Below are 23902 nucleotides of genomic sequence, written 5' to 3'. Positions count from 1 at the left end.
ACGGGATGGACGGAAACGAACGCCGCGTCGGCATCGAATACTTGAGCGTCTACGGTACCCAGGCCTTCATCGAAGTGGACGATCTGTTCGTGGCGCGGGGCCTCGACCCCGCCCGCCAGGCCAATCTGATGATGCGGCGCAAGGCGGTGAACCTGCCCTGCGAGGATGCCGTGACCAACGCGGTCAATGCCGCCAAGCCCATCATCGACCGCCTGTCGGACGAGGAACGCGCGTCCATCGCCCTCCTGGTGACCTCGACCGAATCGGGCATCGATTTCGGCAAGGCGCTGGCCACCTACGTTCACGACCATCTGGGGCTCAGCCGGTCCTGCCGGGTGTTCGAGGTCAAGCAGGCCTGCTACGGGGCGACGGCCGCCCTGCAGATGGCGACGAATCAGGTGGCCTCCGGGCTGATGCCGGGACGGACGGCGCTGGTCATCGCCACGGACGTCGCCCGTCCGTCGGTCAAGCTCGGTTACGCCGAACCATCCCAGGGGGTCGCCGCGGCGGCCATGCTGGTCAGCGACAGGCCGGTGATCCTGGACCTGGACCTGGGCGCCAACGGCCTGTGCAGCTACGAGGTGATGGACACCTGCCGCCCCACCGCCGAGATAGAAACCGGAAATGCCGACCTGTCCCTGATGGCCTATCTGGAATGCCTGGACGGCGCCTTCGCGGATTATGCGGCGCGGGTGGACGGGGCGGATTTCCTCCAAAGCTTCGGCGCGCTCGCCTTCCACACCCCCTTCGCGGGCATGGTCAAGGGCGCCCACCGCACCATGCTGCGCCGGCTCAAGAAGATGGCCCCGGCGGAAATCGACGCGGATTTCGATCGGAGGGTGGCGCCGTCGCTCCAATTCTGCGCGCAGGTGGGAAACGCCTATTCCGCCACGGTCTTCATCGCGCTCGCCGGCCTTCTCGACGGGATGGACTTCACCCTGCCCAAGCGCATCGGCCTGTTCTCCTACGGATCGGGGTGTTCGTCCGAGTTCTTTTCGGGGGTCGCCGATGCCCGGTCGGCGGAAAGGATGCGGTCCATGGGGACGCAGGCCCAACTGGCGGCGCGGCGCAAACTCTCCATCCCCGACTATGACCGCATCCTCGACCTCAACGCCCCGTGGCTGTTCGGCGTCAAGGACGGAGAGGTGGATATTTCGCCGTTCCGCGACATCTATGATCAGCGATTCAAGGACAGGGGGCTTCTGGTGCTGAAGGGGATCGAGGATTATCACCGCATCTACGGCTGGAGCTGAGGGCGGGAATGGCCGGAACCTGGAGCACGCTCGACGTCGCCGTCACCGGACGCGCCTGGCGGGTCGCCCTGAAGCGCCCTGACTCCGGCAATGCCCTTTCCATGGCGATGTTGGGCGAATTGTCGGCGGTCCTCGACCGGGCGGCCGAGCAGGGCGCGGTGCTGCTGGCCGTGGAGGGCGGCAAGGACGAATTCTGCTCCGGCATGGATTTCCGCGATGTCGTCAACCTGCCCGACGGACAGACCAGCCGGAGACTGCACGAGGCTTTCGCCGGCGTATTGCGCCGGCTGGCCGGATCGCCGCTGGTCACCGTGGCGGTGGTGGAAGGAGCCGCTCTCGGCGGCGGCGTCGGCCTTGCCGCCGCGTGCGATCGGGTGATCGCCACGCCCGCCGCCCGCTTCGCCCTGCCCGAGGCGCTATGGGGGCTGGTCCCGGCATTGGCCGGCCTCTACCTGAAACGGCGGATCGGCGCCCATCGCGCAGCCGCCATGGCGCTGACCACCGAGCCGGTCACCGCGACGACGGCGGAAACGCACGGTCTCGTGGACGAGATCGTGGCCGATGGCTCGGTCGATGGTGCCGTAAGGCGCCTGTCGCTTCGCCTCGGCCGGCTGCCGGCCGGGTCCGCGGCGGTGGTGAAGGCCCTCTTTCACGGCGGCCTTCCCATGGACCCGGCGGACGAAGCCCGCGCGGTCGACGCCATCACCGGGCTTACCGACCGCCCCGCGTTGCGCGCCAGCCTGTGGCGCTATCTGGAAACCGGGATGGCGCCGTGGGCGTCCCCGACCTTAACCGACGGCAAGGAGCCCAACCCATGACCCTTTCCCCCAAGGAGGTGGTGACGGCCATCTGGGAGCACATTTTCAATGCCCACGACCTGTCCGCCGCCGACGAGCTGATCGCCGCCGGCTACATCCAGAATACCGCCGGCGTGCCGCAAGGGCGCGCGGGGTTCAAGGCCGCCTTCGGCCGGTATCTGGAAATGTCGCCGGACCTCAGGGTCGAGATGACCGGGATCGTCGAAATCGGGAATCTGGTGGTGGTGCGCGGCAAGGTGTTCATGGCCAATCCGCCGCCCGGCTACGCCTCGCCCATCGAGGTGGTGGATATCTTCCGGGTCGAGAACGGCCAGGCCCAGGAACACTGGGAAGTCTGACCCTATCCCCCCACCTCGGCCAGCAATCCGTCCAGATGGTGGCGGTAAAGCTCCAGCAGCCCCTCGACCCGGCCGGCGCGGTACTGGAGGCGCGACCAGGTGAGCGAGATGTCGATGCCTTCGGGCACCACGGCGAAGTGGATTTCCACCACCGCCGGCCGCTTTTGCCGGGCGGGGGCGAGGCGCCGGCTGTAATGGCGCGCGGGCATCTCGAAGCGGTCCGATGACGGCGCCGGCAGATGCCCCAGATAGTTGGCCCGCACCGGCGCGAAGGAATCATCCGGGTAAAGGCCGGGAACCCCCAGCCAGTCATAGGTGACTCCGCCACGGGGTACGCCCGACAGGCCGGCGGCGATGGCCTCCACCAGCCCGGTCCAGCCCACGGCCTCCACATTCCGGACCACCAACGGGAAGTGGACGGCGAAATTTCCCACCGCCTCGACCAGCGTCGGCCCGCCGGGTCCCAGGTCCCGGCCGCTCATGCGCTGGCTCACCGCCACCGTGGCGACGCCCGATTCTTCGGCGATCGCCCGGTAGAGCGGGGCCAGCAGCAGCGGGTAGAGGGTGCAGCCGAACCGCGCCTTGCCCTGGCGCATCAGGATTTCGGCGTCGTGCGCCCCGATCCTGGCCTCGATACCGCCGGCCTCCGCCTCGGTGTTGGGGGCGGCCGGGTGATCGGGGGCGAAGGCGGGCCGGGCCGGCAGGCCGTCCAGGGCGGTCCGCCAGTAGGCCAGGTCGCGCTCGAGATCGCCGCCGCGCTCCAGCCCGGTCAGGTGGTTCACCAGATCGGCGGGCGTGGCCGGGGGGGGGGGCGCCGGAACGGGCCGACCGGCCGCCAGGGCGTCGTAAGCCAGCCAGAACTCGCGGAACAGGACGGCGCTCGAGACGAAATCGCTGTTGATGTGATGGTTGACCATGCAGAACTCCGACCATCCGTCGGCGCGCGTCAGGATGATCGCCCCATCCAGGGGCCAGGTTCCGATATCGAAGCCCTCGCAGAGCGCCAGCGCCTTTTCCGCGAGGAGATCGTCCCGCCCGTCCGCATCCTGACCGGCACCGTCGATGACCTCGATTCTCATATCGTCCAGGCTCTCGGGCGGCAGAACCACCTGCGCCCATTGCCCGCCGGTCTCGCGCACCACGGTCCGCAGGGCGGGATGGCGTTTCAGCAGGAAAGCGAAGGCGGCCCGAAGGACTGCGTGGTCGATCCGGAACTTGCAGACGAACCTCGTATAACCCCACCAGTTGTACGGCCGTGGGAAATGCCGCACCAGCCATCTTTGCGCCGGGGCGAGGGGCAGAGCCGCCGCACCCGATATTTCCGGCCCCGCCTTCAAAGCCCGGTGGTCCAGCTTGCCGTTGGGGTTCTTGGGCAGGCGGCCGAGCCAGACGATGCGGTGGGGGATCATGTAGTGGGGCAGGCGTTCCGCCAGGAATTCCTTGATCCCGGCATCGGGCGTCCTGCGGCCGGCGAGGAAGGCGACGAGACGCTTGTGCCCGTCGTCGCCTTCCTCGGCCAGGACGGCGGCCTCGTCCACCGCCGGATGCCGCAGCAGTACCGCCTCGATCTCGCCCAGCTCCACCCGGAACCCCCGGATCTTCACCTGGGAATCCATACGCCCCAGATAGTCGAAGGTGCCGTCCGGCGAACGGATGGCGATGTCGCCGGTGCGATAGATGCGCCCGCCCACCAGGCCCGGCAGCGCCCGGGCCGGAAAGGCGGCGGCCGTGAGGTCGGGGGCATCGAGATAGCCCACCGCCAGTTGGATTCCGCCGATGCACAACTCCCCCTGCTCGCCGTCGGGGACCGGCCGCAATTGCGCATCGAGCACATACATCTGCACGTTGGGCAGCGCCTTCCCGATGGGCAGGCGGACGGTATCGGGACCGGGCGCCCCGTCCATCACATGGCAGGTCACGTCGATGGACGCCTCGGTGGGGCCGTACAGGTTGGCGAGACGGCAGGTGGAACCGTAATCCGCGAACCATCGCCGCACATGGTGGACCGGCAAGGCCTCGCCGCTGAAGATCAGCCACCGGAGCGAGGGAAACGTCCGCCCCTCGCCCGACAGCGCACCCAGGAACTCCCCGAACATCGAGGGGACGAAGTGCATGACGGCGATGGAATGGGCCTGGACGTAATCGGCCAGGGCCCAGGGGTTCTGGGCCGTGGCCCGCTCCAGGGCATGCACCGTGCCGCCGAACATCAGCGGCCAGAACAGTTCCCACACCGAGATGTCGAAGCCGGCCGAGGTCTTGTGCAGCACCGCTTCCCCGGGCTGGAGGCGGAACCGCTCCTGATGCCAGGCCAGGCGGTTGGCATAGCCCTGGTGGTTCAGCACCACGCCCTTGGGCCTGCCCGTGGAGCCCGAGGTGTAAAGCACGACCATGGGCGCCTGGGGATCGATCGCCGGCAATGCCGGGCGGGGACCGCCGGTCCAACCGGTCAGGTCGTCCACCAGGACGGGTTCCACCCCATGGGCCGCCGCATGGGCGGCAAGCTCCCGCAATCCCGGCTCGGTCAGCAGTATTCCGGCCTTGGAATGGCCGGCGATGAAGGCGAGCCGGTCGCCGGGATGGCTGGGGTCCATCGGCAGATAGGCGGCCCCGGCCTTCAGAATCCCCTGGACGGCCACCAGGAATGACGGGCCGGGGGCAAGCAGCACGGCAACGATGTCGCCGGCCTTGACGCCGCGAGCGACCAGCGCCTCGGCCACCCGGGTTCCGAGCCGGTCCATCTCGGCGTAGGTGAGCCGTTCCTTCCCACCCACGATGGCGACGGCATCGGGGGTCCGTGCCGCCTGGGCGGTGATCGCCTCGATGGGTGTCGCGGCCGGCATCGGGGCCGAGGCGCCATCAAGCCTGGCCAGTATGCCGGCGAGCGAACGCGCGGTCAGCAGCCGCCCCCGCTCCACCCCCGCCAGCCACCCGGCCGGCAGCCGGGTGACCAGCCGCACCATCATCAGCGAATCCAGGCCGAAATTCACTTCCAGGTCGGCGTGAACGTCGGTGATCTCCTGTCCACAGACTTCCGAGGCCAGGGCCTTCAGGGTTTCAAGGCGCCCATCCGCCGACGGGACGTCGGACGGCCTGGGAGGAACCGGAACATCCTCGGCGGCGGCGATGGCGTGGTCCAGCTCGCTCAGGAAGGCCGCCTCCAGCCGCTCGATGACCTGGGCGGGGAAGAACTTGGCGTCCCAGTTCCATGACGAATGCAGCCGGCCCCGGAAAATCTCGTGCAGCAGGTCGATGGTCCCGGCGGCGTTGACGGTGCCCGCCCGGTATCCGGCGACGGCCAGCCCCCCGTACCGGGCGGCGATGCCGGTCTCGCCCACATAGGGGGCATAGAGATTGGAGCGCAACCGGGAGCGGAATGCCGACCGCAGCACGTCCGGAACGCGGCCGTCCACCAGGGGGACCTCGCGGCCGGCGGTGCCGGCCAACTGGCGCGTGATCGCCCAATCGCGGTGGCCGGCCATGTCCTCGGCCAGCATATCGGCGAACCGGCGGGCCGCCTCCGCCCAGTCCCCCTCCGGCAAGGTGGCGGTCAGGTTCTGGGCGAAGCAGCCCAGGATGCGGCCGGCGTCGTGGCCGCCGACGGTTCGGCCGGCGGTGGGGACCTGCACCGCCACGCCGTCCCCGCCCCGACCGTCGGTCGACCGGGCGGCACGGGCGAAAGCCGTCACCAGCAGGCTGTTCATCGACACGCCCAGCCGCTCCGCCGCGTGCTTCAACCTGTCGGTGTGGCCGGTCTCGAACACATGCGTCCGATTGGTGAAGAGTGGCCTGAAATCGTCGATCGCCCGGCTCTCGGGGTTCCAGGAATAGGGAGCGCCGCCGTCGCCCGTGCCCACGCCCACATCGGGGAAGCAACGCGCGTTCATGGCTTCGACGAGGGCCACATAGGCCCCGTCGTCCAGCCCCTCGTTCCACGAGGGCTCCCGACCCTCGGCCAGGGCGCCGTAAATCTCGAGGAACCCCCGCAGGGCGGCCTGGTTGCCGATGCCGTCGGAAATCAGATGTTCGTTGGTGAAGGCCAGGATGTGGTCGTCCGTTCCCAGGCGAAGCACCTGGAACTGATGAAGGGGCCACCCCACCAGATCCCATTCCCGGTTGAGCTGGGTGTCGAAGAAGGCCTGAAGCCGGGCTTGCCCGCCGGCATCCGCCGAAAGCTCCTCGAGTTCCAGCGTAGGAACCGTCCGGCTTTCCGCCGGCCACAGCACGGCGCCGATGTCGCCCAGCCGCTCTCCCCCCGGCGGCCGGGTGAAGGCGATCCGGAGCGCCGGTGCCCGATCCACCAGGGCCTGCCAAGCCCGTCGCGCCAGTTCCAGGTCGAATGAGCCGCCAAGGCGGACCCACGAGCACAGCGAGCTGGAATCGATCAGGTGGTGCCCCAGCAGGAACAGCATCTGCGCGTCCAGGAGCGGGATGACGCGGGGTTCGCTCTCCGTCCGGGACGGAGCTGGCGGCGGCGGGGACGCGCCGGCCAGGGCCGCCAGATCGCCCACCAGCCGCGCCTGCGCCAGCTTCGCCATGGGAATGTCGATTCCGACCGCGACCAGACGGGCCGCCAGTCCCATCAGGCGGATGGAATCCAGGCCCAGATCGGCTTCCAGGTGGGTCTCCGGCGTGAGGTCCTGCGGCCGGAGCGAGCAGTACTCGGCCAGTATGGACAGTACCGGGGGCGGGGAACCGTCTCGCGGCGGGGGCGGAGCGGCGGGTCGGGGGGCCGGCGCCTCCACCTCCCGAACCGCGTCGATCCAGCAGCGCACCGGCCGCAACACGCTGCCGGGAAGCGGAATGCGCCGGGCGGGATGCCGGGCTCGCCGGATGGCCCAATCGACGGTATCGCCGGCCATCCAGGCGGCGAGCTGGCTGGTGGGATCGGCGGCGCCCACCATGGTCCGCCCCGGCACCACCGTAACCGACCGGGGGCCGGTCGGGTCGCCCGCGGCGAAGGCCGCGAGGGCCGCCGCCGCCTCATGCGTCGATCGGGCGATGAAGCCGAGCCGGCAGGCGAAGACGGCCCGTCCCGCCTGAAGAGTATGGGCGACGTCGGCAAGGCTCGGGCCGGCCGCTTCCAGGCGTTCCCGGAGATTGGCGGCCATGGCCCGCAGCCGGTCCTCGTCCAGGGCGGACAGCACGATCACCTCATCCGGGACATCGCCCGAGGCCGGCGGCGGGACGGGCGGCGGGGCCGGGGCCTCCTCGACCAGCACATGGGCGTTCGCGCCGCTGAAGCCGAAGGAGCTGACGCCGCCGATCCTGGTGGGGCCGGCGTTCCAGTCTTCCAGCACGCGGGGGATGCGCAATCCTCCGTCGTCGAGCCGCAGCAGCGGATTGATGGTCGAAAGGCCGATCTGGGGCGGGATTTGCCGATGCTCCAGGCACAGGATCAGCTTGATCAGGCCGGCGATGCCCGCGGCCTGATAGGCGTGGCCGATATTGGCCTTCACCGAGCCCAGCGCGCACGTGCCGCCCCCCAGCGCGCGGCGGATTCCGTCGATCTCCACCGGATCGCCCAGGCGGGTGCCCGTTCCGTGGGTTTCGATATAGGAGATGCGGCCGGCGTCGATTCCGCCCCGTTCGGCCACGGAGGCGATGAGGGCGGCCTGGGACAGGGCGTTGGGCGCGGTGATGCCGTTGGTCCGTCCATCCTGGTTGACCCCGCTTCCCCTGATCACGGCGCGAACCGTGTCGCCGTCGGCCAGCGCCCGGTCCAGCGGCTTCAGCACCACCACGCCGGCCCCTTCGCCGATGGCGATGCCCCCCGCCTGGGCGTCGAAGGGCCGGACCGTTCCGTCGGCGGACAGGATGCCGGCCGCCGCCGAGATCATTTGGGCCAGGGGGGTGACCGAAAGATAGACGCCGCCGGCCAGGGCCATGGCGCATTCGCCCGCGTTGAGGCTCTGGCAGGCCTGATGCACCGCCACCAGCGAGGACGAGCAGGCGGTATCCACCGCCACCGTCGGGCCGGTGAGGTTCAGCAGATAGGCGATGCGGGCGGGAAGGAGCGACGGGCTGGCGCCGAGCATGGAAAAGGCGTCGTAATGGCCCGCCTTCTCGACCAGCCGGTGATAGTCCCCGAAGGCGGCGCCGGCGAAGACCCCGCAGCCGGCCCCGTCCACCGCCGCTCCCGAATAGCCGGCATCCTCCAACGCCATCCAGGCCATTTCGAGGAACAGGCGCTGTTGCGGGTCGGTGCGCGACGCTTCGAATTCCAGCATGCCGAAGAACGGGGCGTCGAACATCTCGATATCGTCGAGATAGGCGCCCCACTTGCTGTAGCTGGTGCCGGGATTCTGCGGACGGGGATCGAAGATGTCCTGCCAGCGCCAGCGGGATGCCGGCGTTTCGGTGATGGAGCACCGGCCGGCGGCGAGGTTGCGCCAGAAATTCCCGGCATTCCGGGCGCCGGGAAAGCGGGCGGCATAACCGATGACCGCCACGTCGCCGGTCCCGGCCGGGACCGGCCCCGCCGTCCCGCGAACCGGGGGGGCGGCCGGCATCAGAGTGGCGATTCGCCCCGCCAAGGCGGCAAGGCTGGGATGGTTGAAGACGTCGGTGGGGGTGAGATCGAGCCCGAAGCGGGCGTTCACGTCCCGCACCACGTCGACCACCCTGACCGAATCCACCCCCAGCGAAACGAAGGGTGACGCAAGATCGGCGGGCGTTATGTCATGCCCGACGCGGGCGGCGACGATTCCGGCCAGTGCCGTCTCGATCTCGCCGGTTCCGAGACCCGCCGCCGTGATCGGGGAACGGGCCGGGGGAGCGGCCGGGGCCGTGGCGCATCCGGTGTCCGACCACTCGGCCAGAGCCTTGCGGTCGGTCTTGAGGTTGTCGGTACGGGGCAGGGCCGCCAGCTTCACCCAGCCGGCAGGAATCATGTGATCGGGCAGCCAGCGGCCCAGCATCCTCATTCGTCGGGCCGGCGGCGGATCGTCGGTCCCCGGGACGTAGAAGGCGGTGAGCATCTCGGCGCCGCCACCATCCCTCCTCAGCACCACGGCGCAGTCGGCGTCGCCCAGATGGCGCATGATCGTCGACTCGATCTCGCCCAGCTCGATCCGGTGCCCACGCAGCTTCACCTGCTGGTCGTTACGCCCCAGAATCTCCAGGGACCCGTCGGCGAGCAGGCGGGCGAGGTCGCCGGTGCGGTACCACTTCGCCACCAGGCCGTCCGGCCCGCCCCGGTCCACGAACCGATCGGCGGTGAGATCGGCCTGCCGCCAATAGCCCTGCGCGACCCCCGCTCCGCCGATCAGCAGTTCCCCCACCGCCCCCACCGGCACCACCTCGCCGGCGGCGTCGACAACCGCGATACGGGTGTTGTCGATGGGGGTGCCCACGGTGACGCGGCCACCGATATCCACCTTGCCGGCCGTGGACCAGATGGTCGTCTCGGTGGGGCCGTAGACGTTCCACAATCCATCCCCGCCCCCCAGGCGTTCCGCCAGGACGCGCGGCAGGGCCTCTCCTCCGACCAGCATGCGCCGCAGGTTGGGCCGCCACCCGGCGGCCAGCAGCATCTGCCAGGTGGCGGGGGTCGCCTGCATGACCGAGATCGGGCCGCTTTCCAGTTGGCGGCGGAGCCTGACGCCGTCGCGGGCCACGTCCTCGGTGGCGACGTCCACCGTCGCCCCCACCAGAAGGGGAAGGTAAAGCTCGAGGCCGGCGATGTCGAAGCAGATGGTGGTGACGGCCAGCAGCCGGTCCTCCGCCGAGAGCCCCGGCCTCGCCGCCATGGACAGCAGGAAATTGATCAGGTTGCCGTGGCTGACCGCCACGCCCTTGGGCCGTCCGGTGGAACCGGAGGTGTAGATCACATAGGCGGTGTCCGAGGATCGGGGGGCGGGCGGTTCGCCGCCGGTCCCGGCGCCGTCGGTCCCGGCGTCGTCGGCCCCGGGGACCATTACGGGCTCGGCCCCCAGCTCCCTCGCCCTGTCGGCCAGGGCGGGTCCGGTGGCGATGGCCGCCATTCCCGAATCCGACACCATATAGGCCAGCCGTTCCATGGGGTAGGCGGGGTCGAGCGGCACATAAGCCGCCCCCGAGCGCATCACCCCCAGCAAGGCGGCCACCAGATCGACCGAGCGTTCCAGCAGGATGCCCACCCGATCGCCCCTCCCGATTCCCCGCGCCGCCAGGGTCCGGGCGAAAGCGGCGCTCGCCGCGTCGAGGTCGCGGTAGGTGAAAGACCGGCCCCGGCAGGCGACCGCCTCGCGGTCGGGCGAAGCGTCGGCCTGGCGCCGGAAACGCGGGATCAGCGTATCGTCAAGATCGTGCGCGGCCTCCGTGCGGTTCCACGCCGAAAGCCGCTCCGCTTCCCGGGGGGTGGGGGCCGCCAGCCGGGCGAGCGTCGAAGCGGAGTCGGCGACCAGCCGCTCCAACAATCCCACATAGCGATCCGCCAGCAATCGGGCCGTGCCGGGGTCGATCCGCAGGGGATCGTACTTCACCCGCAATTCGGTCGTGTCGGCGGCCGCGAACACTTCGACCACCAACTCGAACTCGCCCTCATGGTGGATACCGGGCAGCGGACGATAGGAAAAGCCGTTTCCGGCCGGCGTCCTCGCCAGCCAATCCTGGTAGTAGAAGGCGCCGTGAAACATCTCGGACAGGGCCGTGGGCCGTCCCCGCGCCTCGGCCACGGCCCGTTGCACCATGGAGAAGGGCACGCCGGAGCGGTCCAGGGCCGCCGTCACCTTGCCGCCCAACCGGCGCAGCGAAGAGGCGACATCCTCGTCCGGCCGGGTCTGGTCGCCGATCACCACCATGTTGACCAGATGGCCCATGGTCCCGGCCAGGGCGGGCTCCGGCCGGAGCGTCACCGGAACGGCCAGCCGGACGGGACCGCCCTCGACATAGGTGGCGAGCAGCGTCCGGCAGGCGGCCAGGGCGACGGTGAAGGGGGTGACGCCGGTCCGGCGCGCCGCCTCGCGCATGCCGGTCACCAGCGCCGGATCGAGCGTCACGGCAAGGGTGGCGCCGTCGGAGCCGGGCCGGGAGGGACGCGGTCTCAGCGGAGTGGGAAGGTCGAGCGGCGCGATGGGCGCCGCCAGTTCCGACCGCCACCACTCCAGCTCTCGTTCCGCCTCGGCGCTCGCCAGGTGGCGCCGCTGCCAGTCCACGAAATCGGCATAGGGCGCGGCCGGGGGCACGGGCCTGTCCGCCAACGCCGCCCCCAGCGCGTCGAGAAACAGCTGGATCGAGACGCCATCGAACGAGATGTGGTGGAACACCGCCAGCAGGATCGGCCCGGGCTCGGCATCGACGAAGACATGGGCGCGGAAGGCGGGCTCCTCCTCGAGGCGGAACGGCGCCTTGGCGGCCCGCCGGAGCATTTCGGTCAGGTCCGCCTCCGCCACGGCCCCCAACCGGGTCAGGGCCACCTCCGGCGGCCGGTCGTCGGCCACCTGGACCGGCTCCGGGGAATCATCCTTGAAGCGGGCACGCAAGGCCGGGGTCGCGGCGGCGACCCGCAACACCGCGTCGCGCAGCCGGGCCGCATCCACGGCCGGGTCCAGCCGGAGCGCCAGGGGCATGTTGTACGCGGCGCTGTCCGGCGCCAGCCGATAGTGGGTCCACAGAGCCTTCTGGCCCTCGGAGAATGGGGATTCGGGCCGCGGAGCCGCCGTCGCCACGGTGGCGCTCAGCGCGGCGAGCGTCGGATTGGCGAGGATGTCGCCCACCCTGGGCGCCGTCCCGAAACACTCTTTCAGCAGGTTGACCAGCCGGATGGCGGTGATGGAACTGAGGCCGAGATCGCGCAGGTCCTGGTGGGGTTCGGGCGGGGTGTCCAGCCGCATCGCCTCGACGACGATCTCCACCAGGGGCCGGGCGGCGAGTTGGGCTCCGGGCCGGGTGGGCGGGGCTTCCCCGCGAAGACGGCACAAGGCCGGCGCGTCGGAAGGGCCCGAAGCCACCAGTACCTGCGCCCCCGCCAGGGCCAGGGCCCGGTCGAAGGCGGCCGTTCCCGCCGCCTCGGCCAGGGCATCCAGCCCCGTTTCCCGGGACAGCATCTCCAGTGCCGCGCTGTCCGGGCGCATTCCGCCATCCCGCCACAGCGTCCAGTCGATGGCGATGGTCCGCCCCGGACACCCGCCGTCCCGCCGCCGCCGTTCCCGCCAAAGGGCGAATTCGTCCAAATACCGATTGGCGAAGGCGTAATCCGTCTGTCCGGCCCCGCCCATCCACGGCGCGGCGGAAGAGAACAGGACGAAATGCTCCAGCGGGTCTGCTTCCGTAAGGTGATCGAGGAGGCGTGCGCCCACCACCTTGGGCGAGACCACCCTTCTGAAACTTTCCGCCGTCTTGTCGCCGAACCGGCGGTCGTCGAGCACTCCGGCCGCATGGATCACCCCGGTGAAGGGCCCCAGGAGAGTCCTGAGCTGGCCGAGCGCCGCCCCGAGCGAACCGCTGTCGGCGACGTCGGCGGCACGGTACTCCGCCCGCGCGCCCATCCGGCGAAGCTCCGCCAGCAAGGCCTGGATGCCCTGATCCGGGGGCCTGCGGCCCACCAGCGCCAGTGCCGCGCCCGTCCGGGCAAGGTGGCGGGCGAAGATCGCGCCGAGCCCGCCGCCGCCGCCGGTGATCAGCCAGACGCCACCCTGCGGCGGCGGGACCGCCGGGGCCGTTTCCACCGCCAGGAAACGGCGCGTCCGCCAGACCGGCCTCCCGTCCCCGCCGAGGCCGATGCGCCATTCCCGGTGGCCGAGCTCGAAGGCTCCCAGCACCGTCGCCAACGCCTCGGCGAGATGGGCCGAATGTCGCAATTCCGGCTCGACTGCCGCCGACACCAGTTTCAGACCCGGTTCCTCGGCGGCGAGGGCCGCCAGCATCGCGGCTCCCGCCAGACCCAAGGGATCGTCGGTCCAGCCGACCGAGGCCAGGGGCTTGCCCGCCGCCAAGGCGGCCAGCGCATTCCGGCGCATGGCTTCGATGCGCGAGAGATCGTCGCCGTCCGCCGCCGCCGGGGCCTCGATGGCGATGCCGGCACCGCGAAGGGCGGCGGCGATCTCGGGGGCGGGGGCGAGCAGGAAAACCGCCTGGACCGGCSGGCTGACGGGGGGCGGCGCGGTGTCGAGCCACCGGGGTTCGAGCAGGTGCGTGGCCTCGGCCGCCGGCCGGGAATCGCGCGTCGGCCCCACCCAATGGCGCAAGCCCTCGAAACGATAGGGCGGAAGCGCCAGACGGCCGGGAGGCGCATCGTAGAGACGTCGCCAATCCACATCGGCGCCCAGCGTCCACAGCCGCCCCAAGCGTTCCAGGTCGCGCCCCTCCAGCAATTCCCCGACGAATCGGGCTCCCGCCTGGCCGTCCAGCAGCGGGCCGAGGGCGTCGCGGCCTCCGGCTTCGGCAGGCTTCAGACGGCCGCTCGCCACGTCGGCCAGCCAGGCGGCGAAAGCCGCGTGGTCGGTGGCGACCACGGCGCCCCGGATCTTCATCGCTTCGCGCCCCACTTGAAGGGTATAGGCCAGGGCGTCGAAATCCACGGTCTCGGCGGTGACCGGACGGGCCGACGGAGAGGCGGCATCGCGCCCCAGCGCCTGGGCGATCGAAGCCGGGGTGGCGTCCAGGGACAGCGCGCCCTGCGGCAGGTGGCGCCCCAACCGGTCCCGGATGGCGTCGCGCAGCAATCCGGCCCGCGCCGCATCGACGCCAAGGTCCGCCAGGGGCTCGTCGTCCGTGACATCGTTCGGCGTCATGGAAAGGATGCCGGCGAGCAGGGCCTTGACCTCATCGGCAAGATGGCCGGTGGCGGGGGACGGCGCCGGCATTCCGGGATCATGGGGCGGCAGCCACGCGAGCAGGTCGGCGGCGCGGCGGCGCAGCCCCTCCTGGTCGCGGGCGGACAGCACGAACAGGCGCCGGCGATCCGCTGGAGGCGAAGGGGGGCGCGGAGAGGAGAATTCCTCCAGCACAACGTGGGCGTTGGTGCCGCCGAAGCCGAAGGAACTGACGCCGGCCCGCCGGGGCCGGGGATGGCCGGAGGCATCCGGCGAGGCGTGCCAGGGCCGGGCGTTCCGGGCAAGGTCGAACGGCTCCCCGTCCAGCTCGATGTAAGGGTTGATCTGCTCCAGGTTCAGACTCGCGGGGATACGCCGGTTTCGCATGGCCAGCACGATCTTGACGATGCCGGCGACGCCGGCCGCCGCCTCCAGATGGCCGATGTTGGATTTGACCGTGCCGACGGTGCAGAAAGGCCGGGAGGGAAGGGGAATGCCGGCCCCGGAGAACGCTTGGGCGAAGGCGCGGCGGATGCCGTTGATTTCCACCGGATCTCCCAACCGCGTTCCGGTGCCGTGGGCTTCGATGCAGTCGAGGGTTTCCGGCGGGATTCCCGCATCGGCCCATGCCTCCACTAAGACCTCGGCCTGGGCCTGGGCATTGGGAGCGGTAAGCGAGGCCGCATGGCCGCCGTGGTTGACGGCGGCGCCCGTCACCAGCGCATGGATCACGTTTCCGTCGGCCAGGGCCCGGTCGAGGGGCCTCAGCAGCAGCGAGGCCAATCCTTCGCCCCGGACATAGCCGTTCGCCCCGTCGCCGAAACTGGCCGACCGGCCGGTGGGACTCAGTATTCCCGCCTTGGCGAAGGCGATGTGCAGGTCGGGCACCAGCATGAGGTTGACCCCGGCGACGATGGCCGCCTCGCACGTCCCCGACCGAAGCGCGGCCATGGCGCGGGCCATGGCCACCAGCGACGACGAACAGGCGGTGTCCACCGTCTCGCTGGGGCCCCTGAGGTCGAACACGTACGAAACACGGTTGGCCAGCAGCGACGGGGCGAGGCTGGAAGGGGTGTGGGCCTCGACGGCACCGCCGGATTCGCGGACGATGGCGGCGTAGTCGTGGTTCGAGGCGCCGACGAACACGCCGACACGCCGGCCGGCGAAGTCGCGCCAGTCGTGCCCGGCGTTCTCGAACATCCGCCACACCGATTGCAGCAGCAGGCGCTGCTGGGGGTCCATGGCCTCGGCCTCGACCGGAGCGATACCGAAATGGCCCGGATCGAAGCGGTCCACCCCCTCGATGAAGCCGCCGAAATGGACGTTGGTGCGTCCCGGTTGCCCGGGGTCGCCGTCCACCCGGCGCCAGTCCCACCTATCGGGAGGAATCCGCACGATGGCGCTTCGCCCTTCGTCCAGCAGGCGCCAGAAGGCGTCCATATCGGGGGCACCCGGAAACACCGCGTCCATGCCGACGATCGCCACGCCCCGAGGACCGGACCGGACCGGCGCGGGAGCGGCGGCGGGAGCGGCGACGGGAATGGGAGTAGGGATGGCCTCCGGCGGGGCCACCCTCGGCTTCGTCGGCGCTACGGCCCGCAGGTGATCGAGCAATTCCTCGAAATTCGACACCTCGAAGAACAGCGCGGGAGTGGTGGCGATGGCCAGCGCCGCGTTCAGCCGGCGCGACAAGTGGGTCAAGGAAATGGAATCGAGCCCGTATTCGCTGAAGGGGGCCGACAGGTCGATTTCATGGGGAGCGACCTTCAGCAACGCGCTCAACTCGTCCAGCAGGATGCCGCCGATCTCTTCGCCGCCGGGAGCCGGCGTTCCGGTCTCGGCGGCGACGGATGACCGGTCGTCCGCCGCCAATCGGGCGCGAAGACGGCCGCCGTCGCCATGCAGAACGGCGACCACCGGCCAGCCGCCGGCCCAGGCGTGATCGAGCGCGCTCCAGCCGGCGGCGGGAGGCATGGCCCGAAGCCCGAAGGCGTCGGCCAGATGTCGGGCTTCGGCATCGCCGGCCATACCCGGCACCGCCCATAGGGGCCAGGCCACGGACAGCCAGCGCCGCCCGGCCTTGTTCCTGGCCTCCGCCAGGCCGTCGAGGAAACGGTTGGCGAAGCAATAGGCCGCCTGCCCCGCATTGCCGTACCAGCCGGCGAAGGCGGAAAAAAGCAGTACCCAGTCGATGCGCGCATCGCCCAGTAGACGATCGAGAACCATCGCCCCGGCGATCTTGGGGGCGAACACGGCGGCGATATCGTCGGGCGACAGATCGGCGAGGGCACGGTCGCGCAGGATGCCGGCGGCATGGGCGACGCCCCGAAGCCGGCCCATGGACCGTACCTCATCCAGCAGCCCGCCCGCCGCTTCCGCATCGGAAATGTCGGCGGCGATGAACGACACCGTCACGCCATTCCGGTTGAGGGCATCGACACGGGCGAGGGCCTGCGGGCCGAGCGCGTGGCGGCCCGCCAGGACGATCCTGGTCGCCCCCCGGCGCGCCAGTTCCTCGGCCAAGGCAAGGCCGATGCCGCCGCCGCCGCCCGTCACCAGATAAACGCCGTCGGCCGCCACCGGGAATTTCCCCTCTCCCGCCGCCGAGGGTACTTCGGCGAGCCGAAGCCGTTCACGGACACCCTGGCGATAGCGGATCGCCCCATGCTCTCCGAAACCCAGCTCGGCCGCCGCCGCCGGGGCCGGGTCGGCACCGTCATGCCCGACTACCCGCACGAGGATTTGCGGGCGTTCGCGGCGAACCGTCCGGGCGAAGCCGTCGAATGCGGCGCCCAGGGGATTGGTGTCGCGGTGGACGATGATCAGCCGCCCCCCCGCCGGCAAGGCCCGCACCAGATCCAGCGCGGCTGCGAACGCGGGGGCGGCCGGGTTCTCCCCGCCCTCGGGCACCGCCATCACCACGTCCCTGGCCGGCGCCAGGCGTTTCACCCAGTCGCCCTGGGCGTCCTGACCGAGGCGCAATCCCCGATGCCCCCCGAAACGAGCCGCGAGGGCGGCGTGGGCCGCGTCGTCGAAGGCGACGAAGGCCGCTTCCTCCGGAGCCGGGGCCGAAGCCGGCTCCGCATCCCAGGCCGCCGTCATCAGGATGGTTTCCGAAGCGGCGAGGGGCGTGCGGAACGTCAGCCCTTCGGCCCAGGCGGAGACATTGCCCTCGGCATCGGCGATGCGGATATCCACCACCAGCGTGGAAGCGTCGCGCGCCACCCGCTCGACCAGTACCGTGGCCGGATCGGGCAGCGGGGCGAACAGGCGCAGACGCCCGAGGGAGGACGGCACCATCAGGGGATCGCCATCCCCGGCAAGTCCGATCACCGCCTGCCACGCCCCGTCCATCAGGGGAGGCGGCAGGCCGGCCGGCGTTCCGGCCGCGCCGCCCGACCCCACCTGGGCCAGCACCCGACGCCCATCGGTCCGCAGCGAGCGGAGGGTGCGCAGGCTCGGCCCGTAGCTCATGCCCAGGCGCTCGAACCGGCGGTAGATCTCGCCCTCGGAAAGGGCCGAAGGCAGCGCCTCGCCCTCGGGAAGGGTCACGACCGGCCGAACGGCCGGGCCGGCCGCCGAGAGACGACCCCTGGCGAACACGGCCGGTCCATGACCAAAGGCGAAGTCCTCACCATCCAGGCCGAAGGACAGGCGCGAGCCCGCCTCGGGCGTGTGGGGGGCCAGCCACGCCACATCCTCGAACAGGTCGGCACGGAGCCCCCGCGCCTCGGCTTCCGCCCGCGCGGCCTCCAGATAGGCGGCGGCGGGCAGGACCGGCCGGCCGGCCACCACGTGGTCTTCGAGCCAGGAGGCATACCGGGGGTCTTCCGTCGGGAATGATCGCCCCGGAGAGGATCGCGCGGGAACCGGAGCATCGGCCTCGATCCAGCACCGGATGGGCTTCAGCGGATATCTGGGCAGAACCGTCCTGCGAACGGGGGCGCCGCAGAATACCGCCTTCCAGCCGGCATCGATCCTGGCGCCTCTCTCATAAGCCCCGGCCAGCATCCCAAGCGCCGAGGGCAGGCTGGGGCGGATGTCCGCCACCCGTCTGGGAAAGGCCCGCAACAGCTTGCCGGTCTCGTCCGCCATCCGGGCCAGGCTGGCGGCGTCGGGCCTGGCCGCGCGCGTTTCCGCCCCCTCGGCCAGGAAGGCATCCAGGCGGTTCAACAGGTCCCGCCGGTCCTCGACCACGAATGCCTTGCGGCGTGGATAATGGCTGCGGCCCATCAGCAGCGTGTAGGCGACGTCGCCGAGGCGATCTTTCTCCAGGGCCGCCACATGGTCACGCAACCGGGCGGCCAGGGTGTTGAGCGCGTCGGCCGCGTGCGCCGACAGGGTGATCAGCAACGGAAACCGAGGGGACCGTTCGGCCGGTTCGGCCTCGTGCCATTCTCCCAGCACCACGTGGGCGTTGGTGCCGCTGAAGCCGAAGGCGCTGACCGCGCCGCGCCGGCCGCCATCGCCGCCCGGCTCCCAGGGAACGGGCCGGTCGGCGGGGACGAACGGACTGCCCGCGAAGGGGATGAACGGGTTCGTCTCCTTCAGGTGCAGGGTCGGCGGGATACGGCCATGGCGCAGGCACAGCAGCACCTTGATGAATCCGGCCACGCCGGCGGCCAGCAGCGCATGGCCGATGTTGGACTTGACCGAACCGATCCGGCAATAGGCGGCCTTGTCGGTGAACTGGCGGAAGGCCGCGGTCAGGGCCTCCACCTCGATGGGATCGCCCAGCCGCGTCCCGGTCCCGTGCGCCTCCACATAGGCGATGGTGGCGGGGTCGATGCCGAATTTACGGTAGATTCCGGTTTCCAGGCTGGTCTGCGACGGCGCGCTGGGGGCGGTGATGCCGCTGGTGCGGCCGTCCTGGTTGATGCCCGAACCTTCGATCACCGCGAGGATGCGGTCGCCGTCCCGCGTCGCGTCGGACAGGCGCTTCAGGACCACCACGCCCACCCCTTCCGCCGGCACGAAACCGTCTGCCCCCGAATCGAAGGCGCTGCAGCGCCCCCGCGGGGACAACATCCCGGCCTTGCTGGACATCAGATGCATGCGCGGGGTGGTCAGCAGGCTGACGCCGCCGGCCAGGGCCATGTCCGATGTTCCCGACCACAGGCTGTCGCAGGCGAGGTGGATCGCCACCAGCGACGACGAACAGGCGGTGTCCACCGCGATGGCCGGCCCCTTCAGGTCGAGCAGATAGGCGATGCGGGCGGGAAGGATCGAGGCGGCGTTGCCCATGAACGAATAGGCGTCGGCCATCAGCCCGGCGGCCTTCAGGCGTTCCTGGTAATCGCCCTCGGCGCAGCCGACGAAGGTGCCGACGCGCCGCCCTCCCAAGCTCCAGTCGCCATAGCCCGCATCCTCCAGCGCCCGCCACGCCTCGGTCAGGAACAGTCGTTGCTGGGGGTCCATCAACTCGGCTTCGCGGGGCGAGATGTTGAAGAACAGGGGATCGAACAGATCTGCGCCCGAGACGAATCCGCCCCACTTGCTGATGCTCCGCGCCGCGGCTTGGGGATCGGGATCGAAGAAGCCGTCGATCGCCCAGCGTTCGGATGGGATCTCGCCGACGCAGTCCCGCCCTTCGGCCAGATTGGCCCAGAACGAGTCGAGATCGTCGGCACCGGGGAAGCGACCGGACGCGCCGATCACCGCCACCGGCTCTCCCGGTGGCCCACCGGCGCCGCTCTGCGCCGGTTCGCCCGATCCGCCGGCGCCCGGCGCCCCGCCCCGCCCTGGGGCGGACGCCCCGCCGGGCGCGTCCCTCAGCAGGGCGACGGCTTCCTGGGCGGAAAGGCGGTGCTCGCTGACCTCCCGAAGGATTTCGGCTCTCGTGGGGCGAGGCTTGGTCATGGCGCCGGCTCCAGCAGCGCCTCGGCTTCCTCGACGCTGACCTCGCCCCGCTGGAGGCCGAGGAGAACCCGCATCAGCGGATCATCCTCGCCGTCACCATCGGCCGGGGGGGCGGGAGTGGGCCTCGATGGCTCCGCGAGCCCATCCGCCGGGGCGAAATTCCGGGCGATATGCTCGGCCAGCCGGTTCACCGTGGGATGGTTGAACAGGTCGGTGGGCCGCAGTTCGATCCCCAGGCGGGCGCCGAGTTGCCTCGCCGTCTCCACCGCCAGGATGGAATCGACGCCGTGGTCCACGTAGGAGCGGGCCGGATCGATCTCGGCCCGGTCCATCCGAAGCACGCCCGCCAGGGTGTCGAGGATGGCGTCGTGAACCGTTCCCTCCCCGCCCGATCGGGACGGGCGAACCGGCGGTGCCTTCGCGATCGGATATTCCGCCGGCACGGCCGCCGGTTCGGTCCGGCGCTCGTAGCGGGCCAGCAGGACGGTCAGACCCAGCCCGTCGTCGCGCACCTTCTCGATGCTGAAGCCGGCATCGCCCAGTTCGCGGCGCCAGCCGGCAAGGCTCAGCAGCGGCGTGTTGGAGAGGCGGCGCCCGGAATCGGTCGCCGCCCACCAGCCGTCGAGCTGGCCGAACGTAACGGTGTTGAAGGACTGGATCGCCGTCAGTTCGTTCAATACGAGGCAGCCGCCCCCCTTGAGCAATTGCGCCAGATGGGAAATACCGGCGCGGATATCCGGCACCGCGTGCAGCACGTTGGCCGCCAGGGCGATGTCGTAGCTGTGGCGCGGGAAGGTCTCCTCGGGCGGCGGCCGGGTGATGTCCAGCACCTCGAAGCGGGTGAAGGAATGGTTGGGGTGGAACTGCCTCCAGCCATGCTGGAGGAAGGCCTTGGACAGATCGGTGTACCAATAGCCCACGGCATCGCCCCGGTCCGCCAGGGTTTCCAGCACGAAGGCGCTGGTGCCGCCCGTGCCCGCCCCGATTTCCACGAGGCGAAGCGGGCCGGCGCCCAGTTCCAGCTTCGCCGCGACCTCGCGGCGTATCCATTGGGCGACGGCGCGGTTCTGGCGGTCGGCGATCTCGTTTCCCCGATAGATGGGCTCGATCAGGGTCATGGTGCCGCCGGGCAGCAGGACGTCGGTGCCCTGGCTGCGGCCCGACAGAACGGCGACCAGGGCGTCGGCGCAATGCCGGAGAAGGCCGATATGGGCAGCGACGGCGGGATGGCGCCCGACCGTTCCGGCCAGCGACCGCTCGAGGGCCTCGCGGTTCGCGGCGTCCCGGCCCGTGGGGGTGAGGCGCAGCCTGTCGCCGTCCCGCTCCAGCAACCGAGAAGCCGCCAGCATGTCCACAAGGGCCGCGAACAGTCGCTCCTGGCGCGCGACGACGCCCAGGGTCCCGCGCGCCCTCTCCACCGTCCGCCATTCCCCCCCGAGGTCGAAGGCGCCCGCTTCGGCCAGGGCCGTCAGCGCGGCCTGCCGGCTTGCCAGTTCCAGCGCCTCCAGCGCGGCGGACAGGGCGGGTGGCGGCGGGTCGTCCTCTTCCACCACTCCCAGGGCGGCAAGCGCCTGCGGGGTGCCCGCCGCCACCACCAGCGGCGAGACCCCGCCCGCCGCCATGCGGCCCAGGGCCGCCATCCCTTCCGCCGGTCCGACGGAACCGATGCCGAGTTCCGCCATGCGGGCGCGGTGGGCCGGGGTGGCGACGGCGCCCACCTCGCCCCAATAGCCCCATTGCACCACCCGGACCGGTAATCCCTCCACCTTGAGGTGGTCGGCCAGGGCGTCCTGCCACGCGCAGCCGGCGGCGTAATTGGCCTGGCCGGCATTGCAGAGCAGGGTCTGGACCGAGGAGAAGAAAAGCAGTTCCGCATCGCGGCGCCGCGCGGCCCCGGCCAAGCACTGGGCCACCGCGGCCTTGGAGCGGAAGGGGCCGAGGAAGGCGTCCTCGGTCATCCGGGCGAAGGGGCGGTCGTCGAGGGTCATGGCCCCATGGACGATACAGCCGATCGGCCCCAGTGACGCCTCCACTCCGGCGAGCGCGTCCTCCAGCGCCCGCGGGTCGGCGGCGTCGGCCTGGACGTAGATTCCCTCGCCGCCGTCGCGCCCGATCGCCGCCAGCACCTCCCCGATCCCGGAATCGGGGGCACGGCGGCCGACCAGAGCGATCCTGGCCTTGGCCTCGCGCGCCAGCGTCCGGGCGAACAGCCCCCCCACGCCACCGGCGCCGCCGACGATCACATAGGTGCCGTCCCGGCCCCAGGGCGATGGCGCCGCTGGCAACCGGGCGGGGCGCAGGACCCTGCGCAGCACCTGGCCGCCCCGTACGGCCAGCGGCCTGCCGAAATCGTCGGCCCCGTCATCGCGGGCGAGAAGGGCGGCCAGTCCGGCGGCGGGATCGGCGCTTCCCGGATCGAGGTCGAGGCAGCGCACCGCCCACCGGGGATACTCTCTTCCGGCCGCCCTCAAGACGGCGAAGCACGCTGCGGCGGCCGGCCGGCCGACCGGGGGGGCCACGGCGCCCGAGGCGACCAGGGTGATGTCCAGGTCCCTTTCGGCATAGCCCTGCGCCAGGAGCTGCCGCAGCAGACGGAACAGCGCCAGTGGCAGGGGCTGCTCCGCGCCGGCGTCATCGGCACCGGACTCGCCGGGCCGGGGATCGAGCAGGATGTGGACGTGCCGCAGCCCCTCGGGAATCGACGGATGCGCCAGGGGCGTCACCTGCACGGCCGACCCGGCGTGGCACCGGCCCAGCACGGCGACCAGCGTTTCGTCCGCGCCCTCCACGGCCACCAGGACGCCGCCCGCCTCGGGCGCCACGTCCGCCGCGCCGGCTGCCGGCACCCAATCGGCCAGAAACAGCATCCTCTCGACGGCGGCGGCCTCGGGCGCCGGCGCCACCTGGGCGGCCTTGGGCCAGTAGCGGCGGCGCTGGAAGGAGGTGGGCGGCAGCGCCGGCAGACGCGACGGCTGCGCCGCGTCGAAGGATTCCACCACCACATGCGCATTGGCGCCGCCGAAGCCGAAGGAGCTTATCCCGGCCCGGAGCGGCCATGCGCCGTCCCAGGGCCTGGTTTGCGTCAGCACCCGCAAGGGCGAGCCGTCGAGATGGATATGGGGATTGAGCTTCTTCAGCAGGCCGTTGCCCGGTAACGTCCTGTGGCGCATGGCGAGAAGCACCTTGATCAGCCCGGCGATGCCGGCCGCCGCCTCCAGATGGCCGATGACCGACTTGACCGAGCCCAGCCAGCATGGCGGACGGTCGGTGTCCCGGAACACCATCTTCAGGCCTTCCACCTCCACCGGATCGCCCAGCGGCGTGCCGGTGCCGTGGGTTTCGACATAGGAAATGCCGGAGGGATCGATCCCCGCGTGGGCGAGCGCGGCCTGGATCGCCCTGGCCTGGGCGTTGGGGTTGGGCGCGGTGAGCGAAGCGGCGCGGCCGCCATGGTTGATGGCCCAGCCCCGCAACACCGCGTGCACCCGGTTGCCGTCGGCCAACGCCCTGGACAGAGGCTTGAGCACGACCGCGCCCACGCCCTCGCCCCGCACATAGCCGTTGGCCGATTCGTCGAACGTCTTGCAGCGGCCGTCGGGACTGAGCATTCCCGCCTTGCCGAAGGCGACGTAGAGGCTGGGGGTCAGCATGATGTTGGCGCCGCCGGCGATGGCCATGCCGCAATCGCCGCGCTGGATGGCGTCGGCGGCCCTGGCCAGCGCCACCAGCGACGACGAACAGGCGGTGTCCACCGGCTCGCTCGGCCCCCGCAGGTCCAGCAGGTAGGAAATGCGGTTGGGAAGAAGCGAATGGGAATTGCCGGTGGCGGTATGGGCCTCGACGGCGATGCCGCTCGATTGCAGCAATTCCCAGTAATCCGATGTGGCGACCCCCACGAACAG

General features: G+C 70.9%; 5 protein-coding genes (1 of these 5 only partly in view). 3 read left to right on the top strand and 2 right to left on the bottom strand.

Annotated elements, in window-relative coordinates; translation table 11 throughout:
- Positions 1-5 precede the first annotated feature (5 nt).
- The 3 genes from CP958_RS17020 to CP958_RS17010 are packed head-to-tail and all read left to right on the top strand — an operon-like array spanning position 6 to position 2409.
- A complete protein-coding gene (locus CP958_RS17020; RefSeq protein ID WP_096703393.1) occupies positions 6-1253 on the top strand; it encodes a hydroxymethylglutaryl-CoA synthase in 1248 nt (415 codons plus the stop codon).
- Positions 1254-1261: 8 nt separating this feature from the next.
- Positions 1262-2071, top strand: a complete 810-nt coding sequence (locus CP958_RS17015) for an enoyl-CoA hydratase/isomerase family protein (protein ID WP_096703392.1) — start codon at positions 1262-1264, stop codon at positions 2069-2071.
- Positions 2068-2409: a nuclear transport factor 2 family protein gene (locus tag CP958_RS17010; RefSeq protein ID WP_096703391.1), complete on the top strand. Its 342-nt coding sequence runs from the start codon at positions 2068-2070 to the stop codon at positions 2407-2409. Before CP958_RS17015 ends, CP958_RS17010 begins: the two co-directional genes overlap by 4 nt.
- 2 nt (positions 2410-2411) lie before the next feature.
- Here CP958_RS17010 and CP958_RS17005 read toward each other — a convergent pair whose 3' ends face one another.
- Entirely contained in the window at positions 2412-20000 is a 17589-nt protein-coding gene (locus CP958_RS17005; RefSeq protein WP_096703390.1) for a non-ribosomal peptide synthetase, read from the bottom strand.
- Positions 19997-23902 carry the 3' portion of an SDR family NAD(P)-dependent oxidoreductase gene (locus CP958_RS17000; RefSeq protein WP_096703389.1) on the bottom strand. It continues 16428 nt past the right edge of the window, so the window shows 3906 of its 20334 coding nt (coding positions 16429-20334); its start codon lies off the right edge, out of view — the gene reads right to left on this strand; the stop codon is at positions 19997-19999. The genes CP958_RS17005 and CP958_RS17000 overlap by 4 nt, the downstream gene beginning before the upstream one ends.

Origin of the sequence: Magnetospirillum sp. 15-1 (assembly GCF_900184795.1) — a bacterium.
Lineage (GTDB): Bacteria > Pseudomonadota > Alphaproteobacteria > Rhodospirillales > Magnetospirillaceae > Phaeospirillum.
The sequence above is the reverse complement of the archived record's forward strand: the minus strand, read 5'-3'. Positions and strand labels throughout refer to the sequence as shown.

Bases quoted from the DNA above. Each gene is read 5' to 3' on its own strand.
- CP958_RS17015 (WP_096703392.1), top strand. From the start codon at position 1,262: ATGGCCGGAACCTGGAGCACGCTCGACGTCGCCGTCACCGGACGCGCC.
- CP958_RS17020 (WP_096703393.1), top strand. From the start codon at position 6: ATGGACGGAAACGAACGCCGCGTCGGCATCGAATACTTGAGCGTCTAC.
- CP958_RS17010 (WP_096703391.1), top strand. From the start codon at position 2,068: ATGACCCTTTCCCCCAAGGAGGTGGTGACGGCCATCTGGGAGCACATT.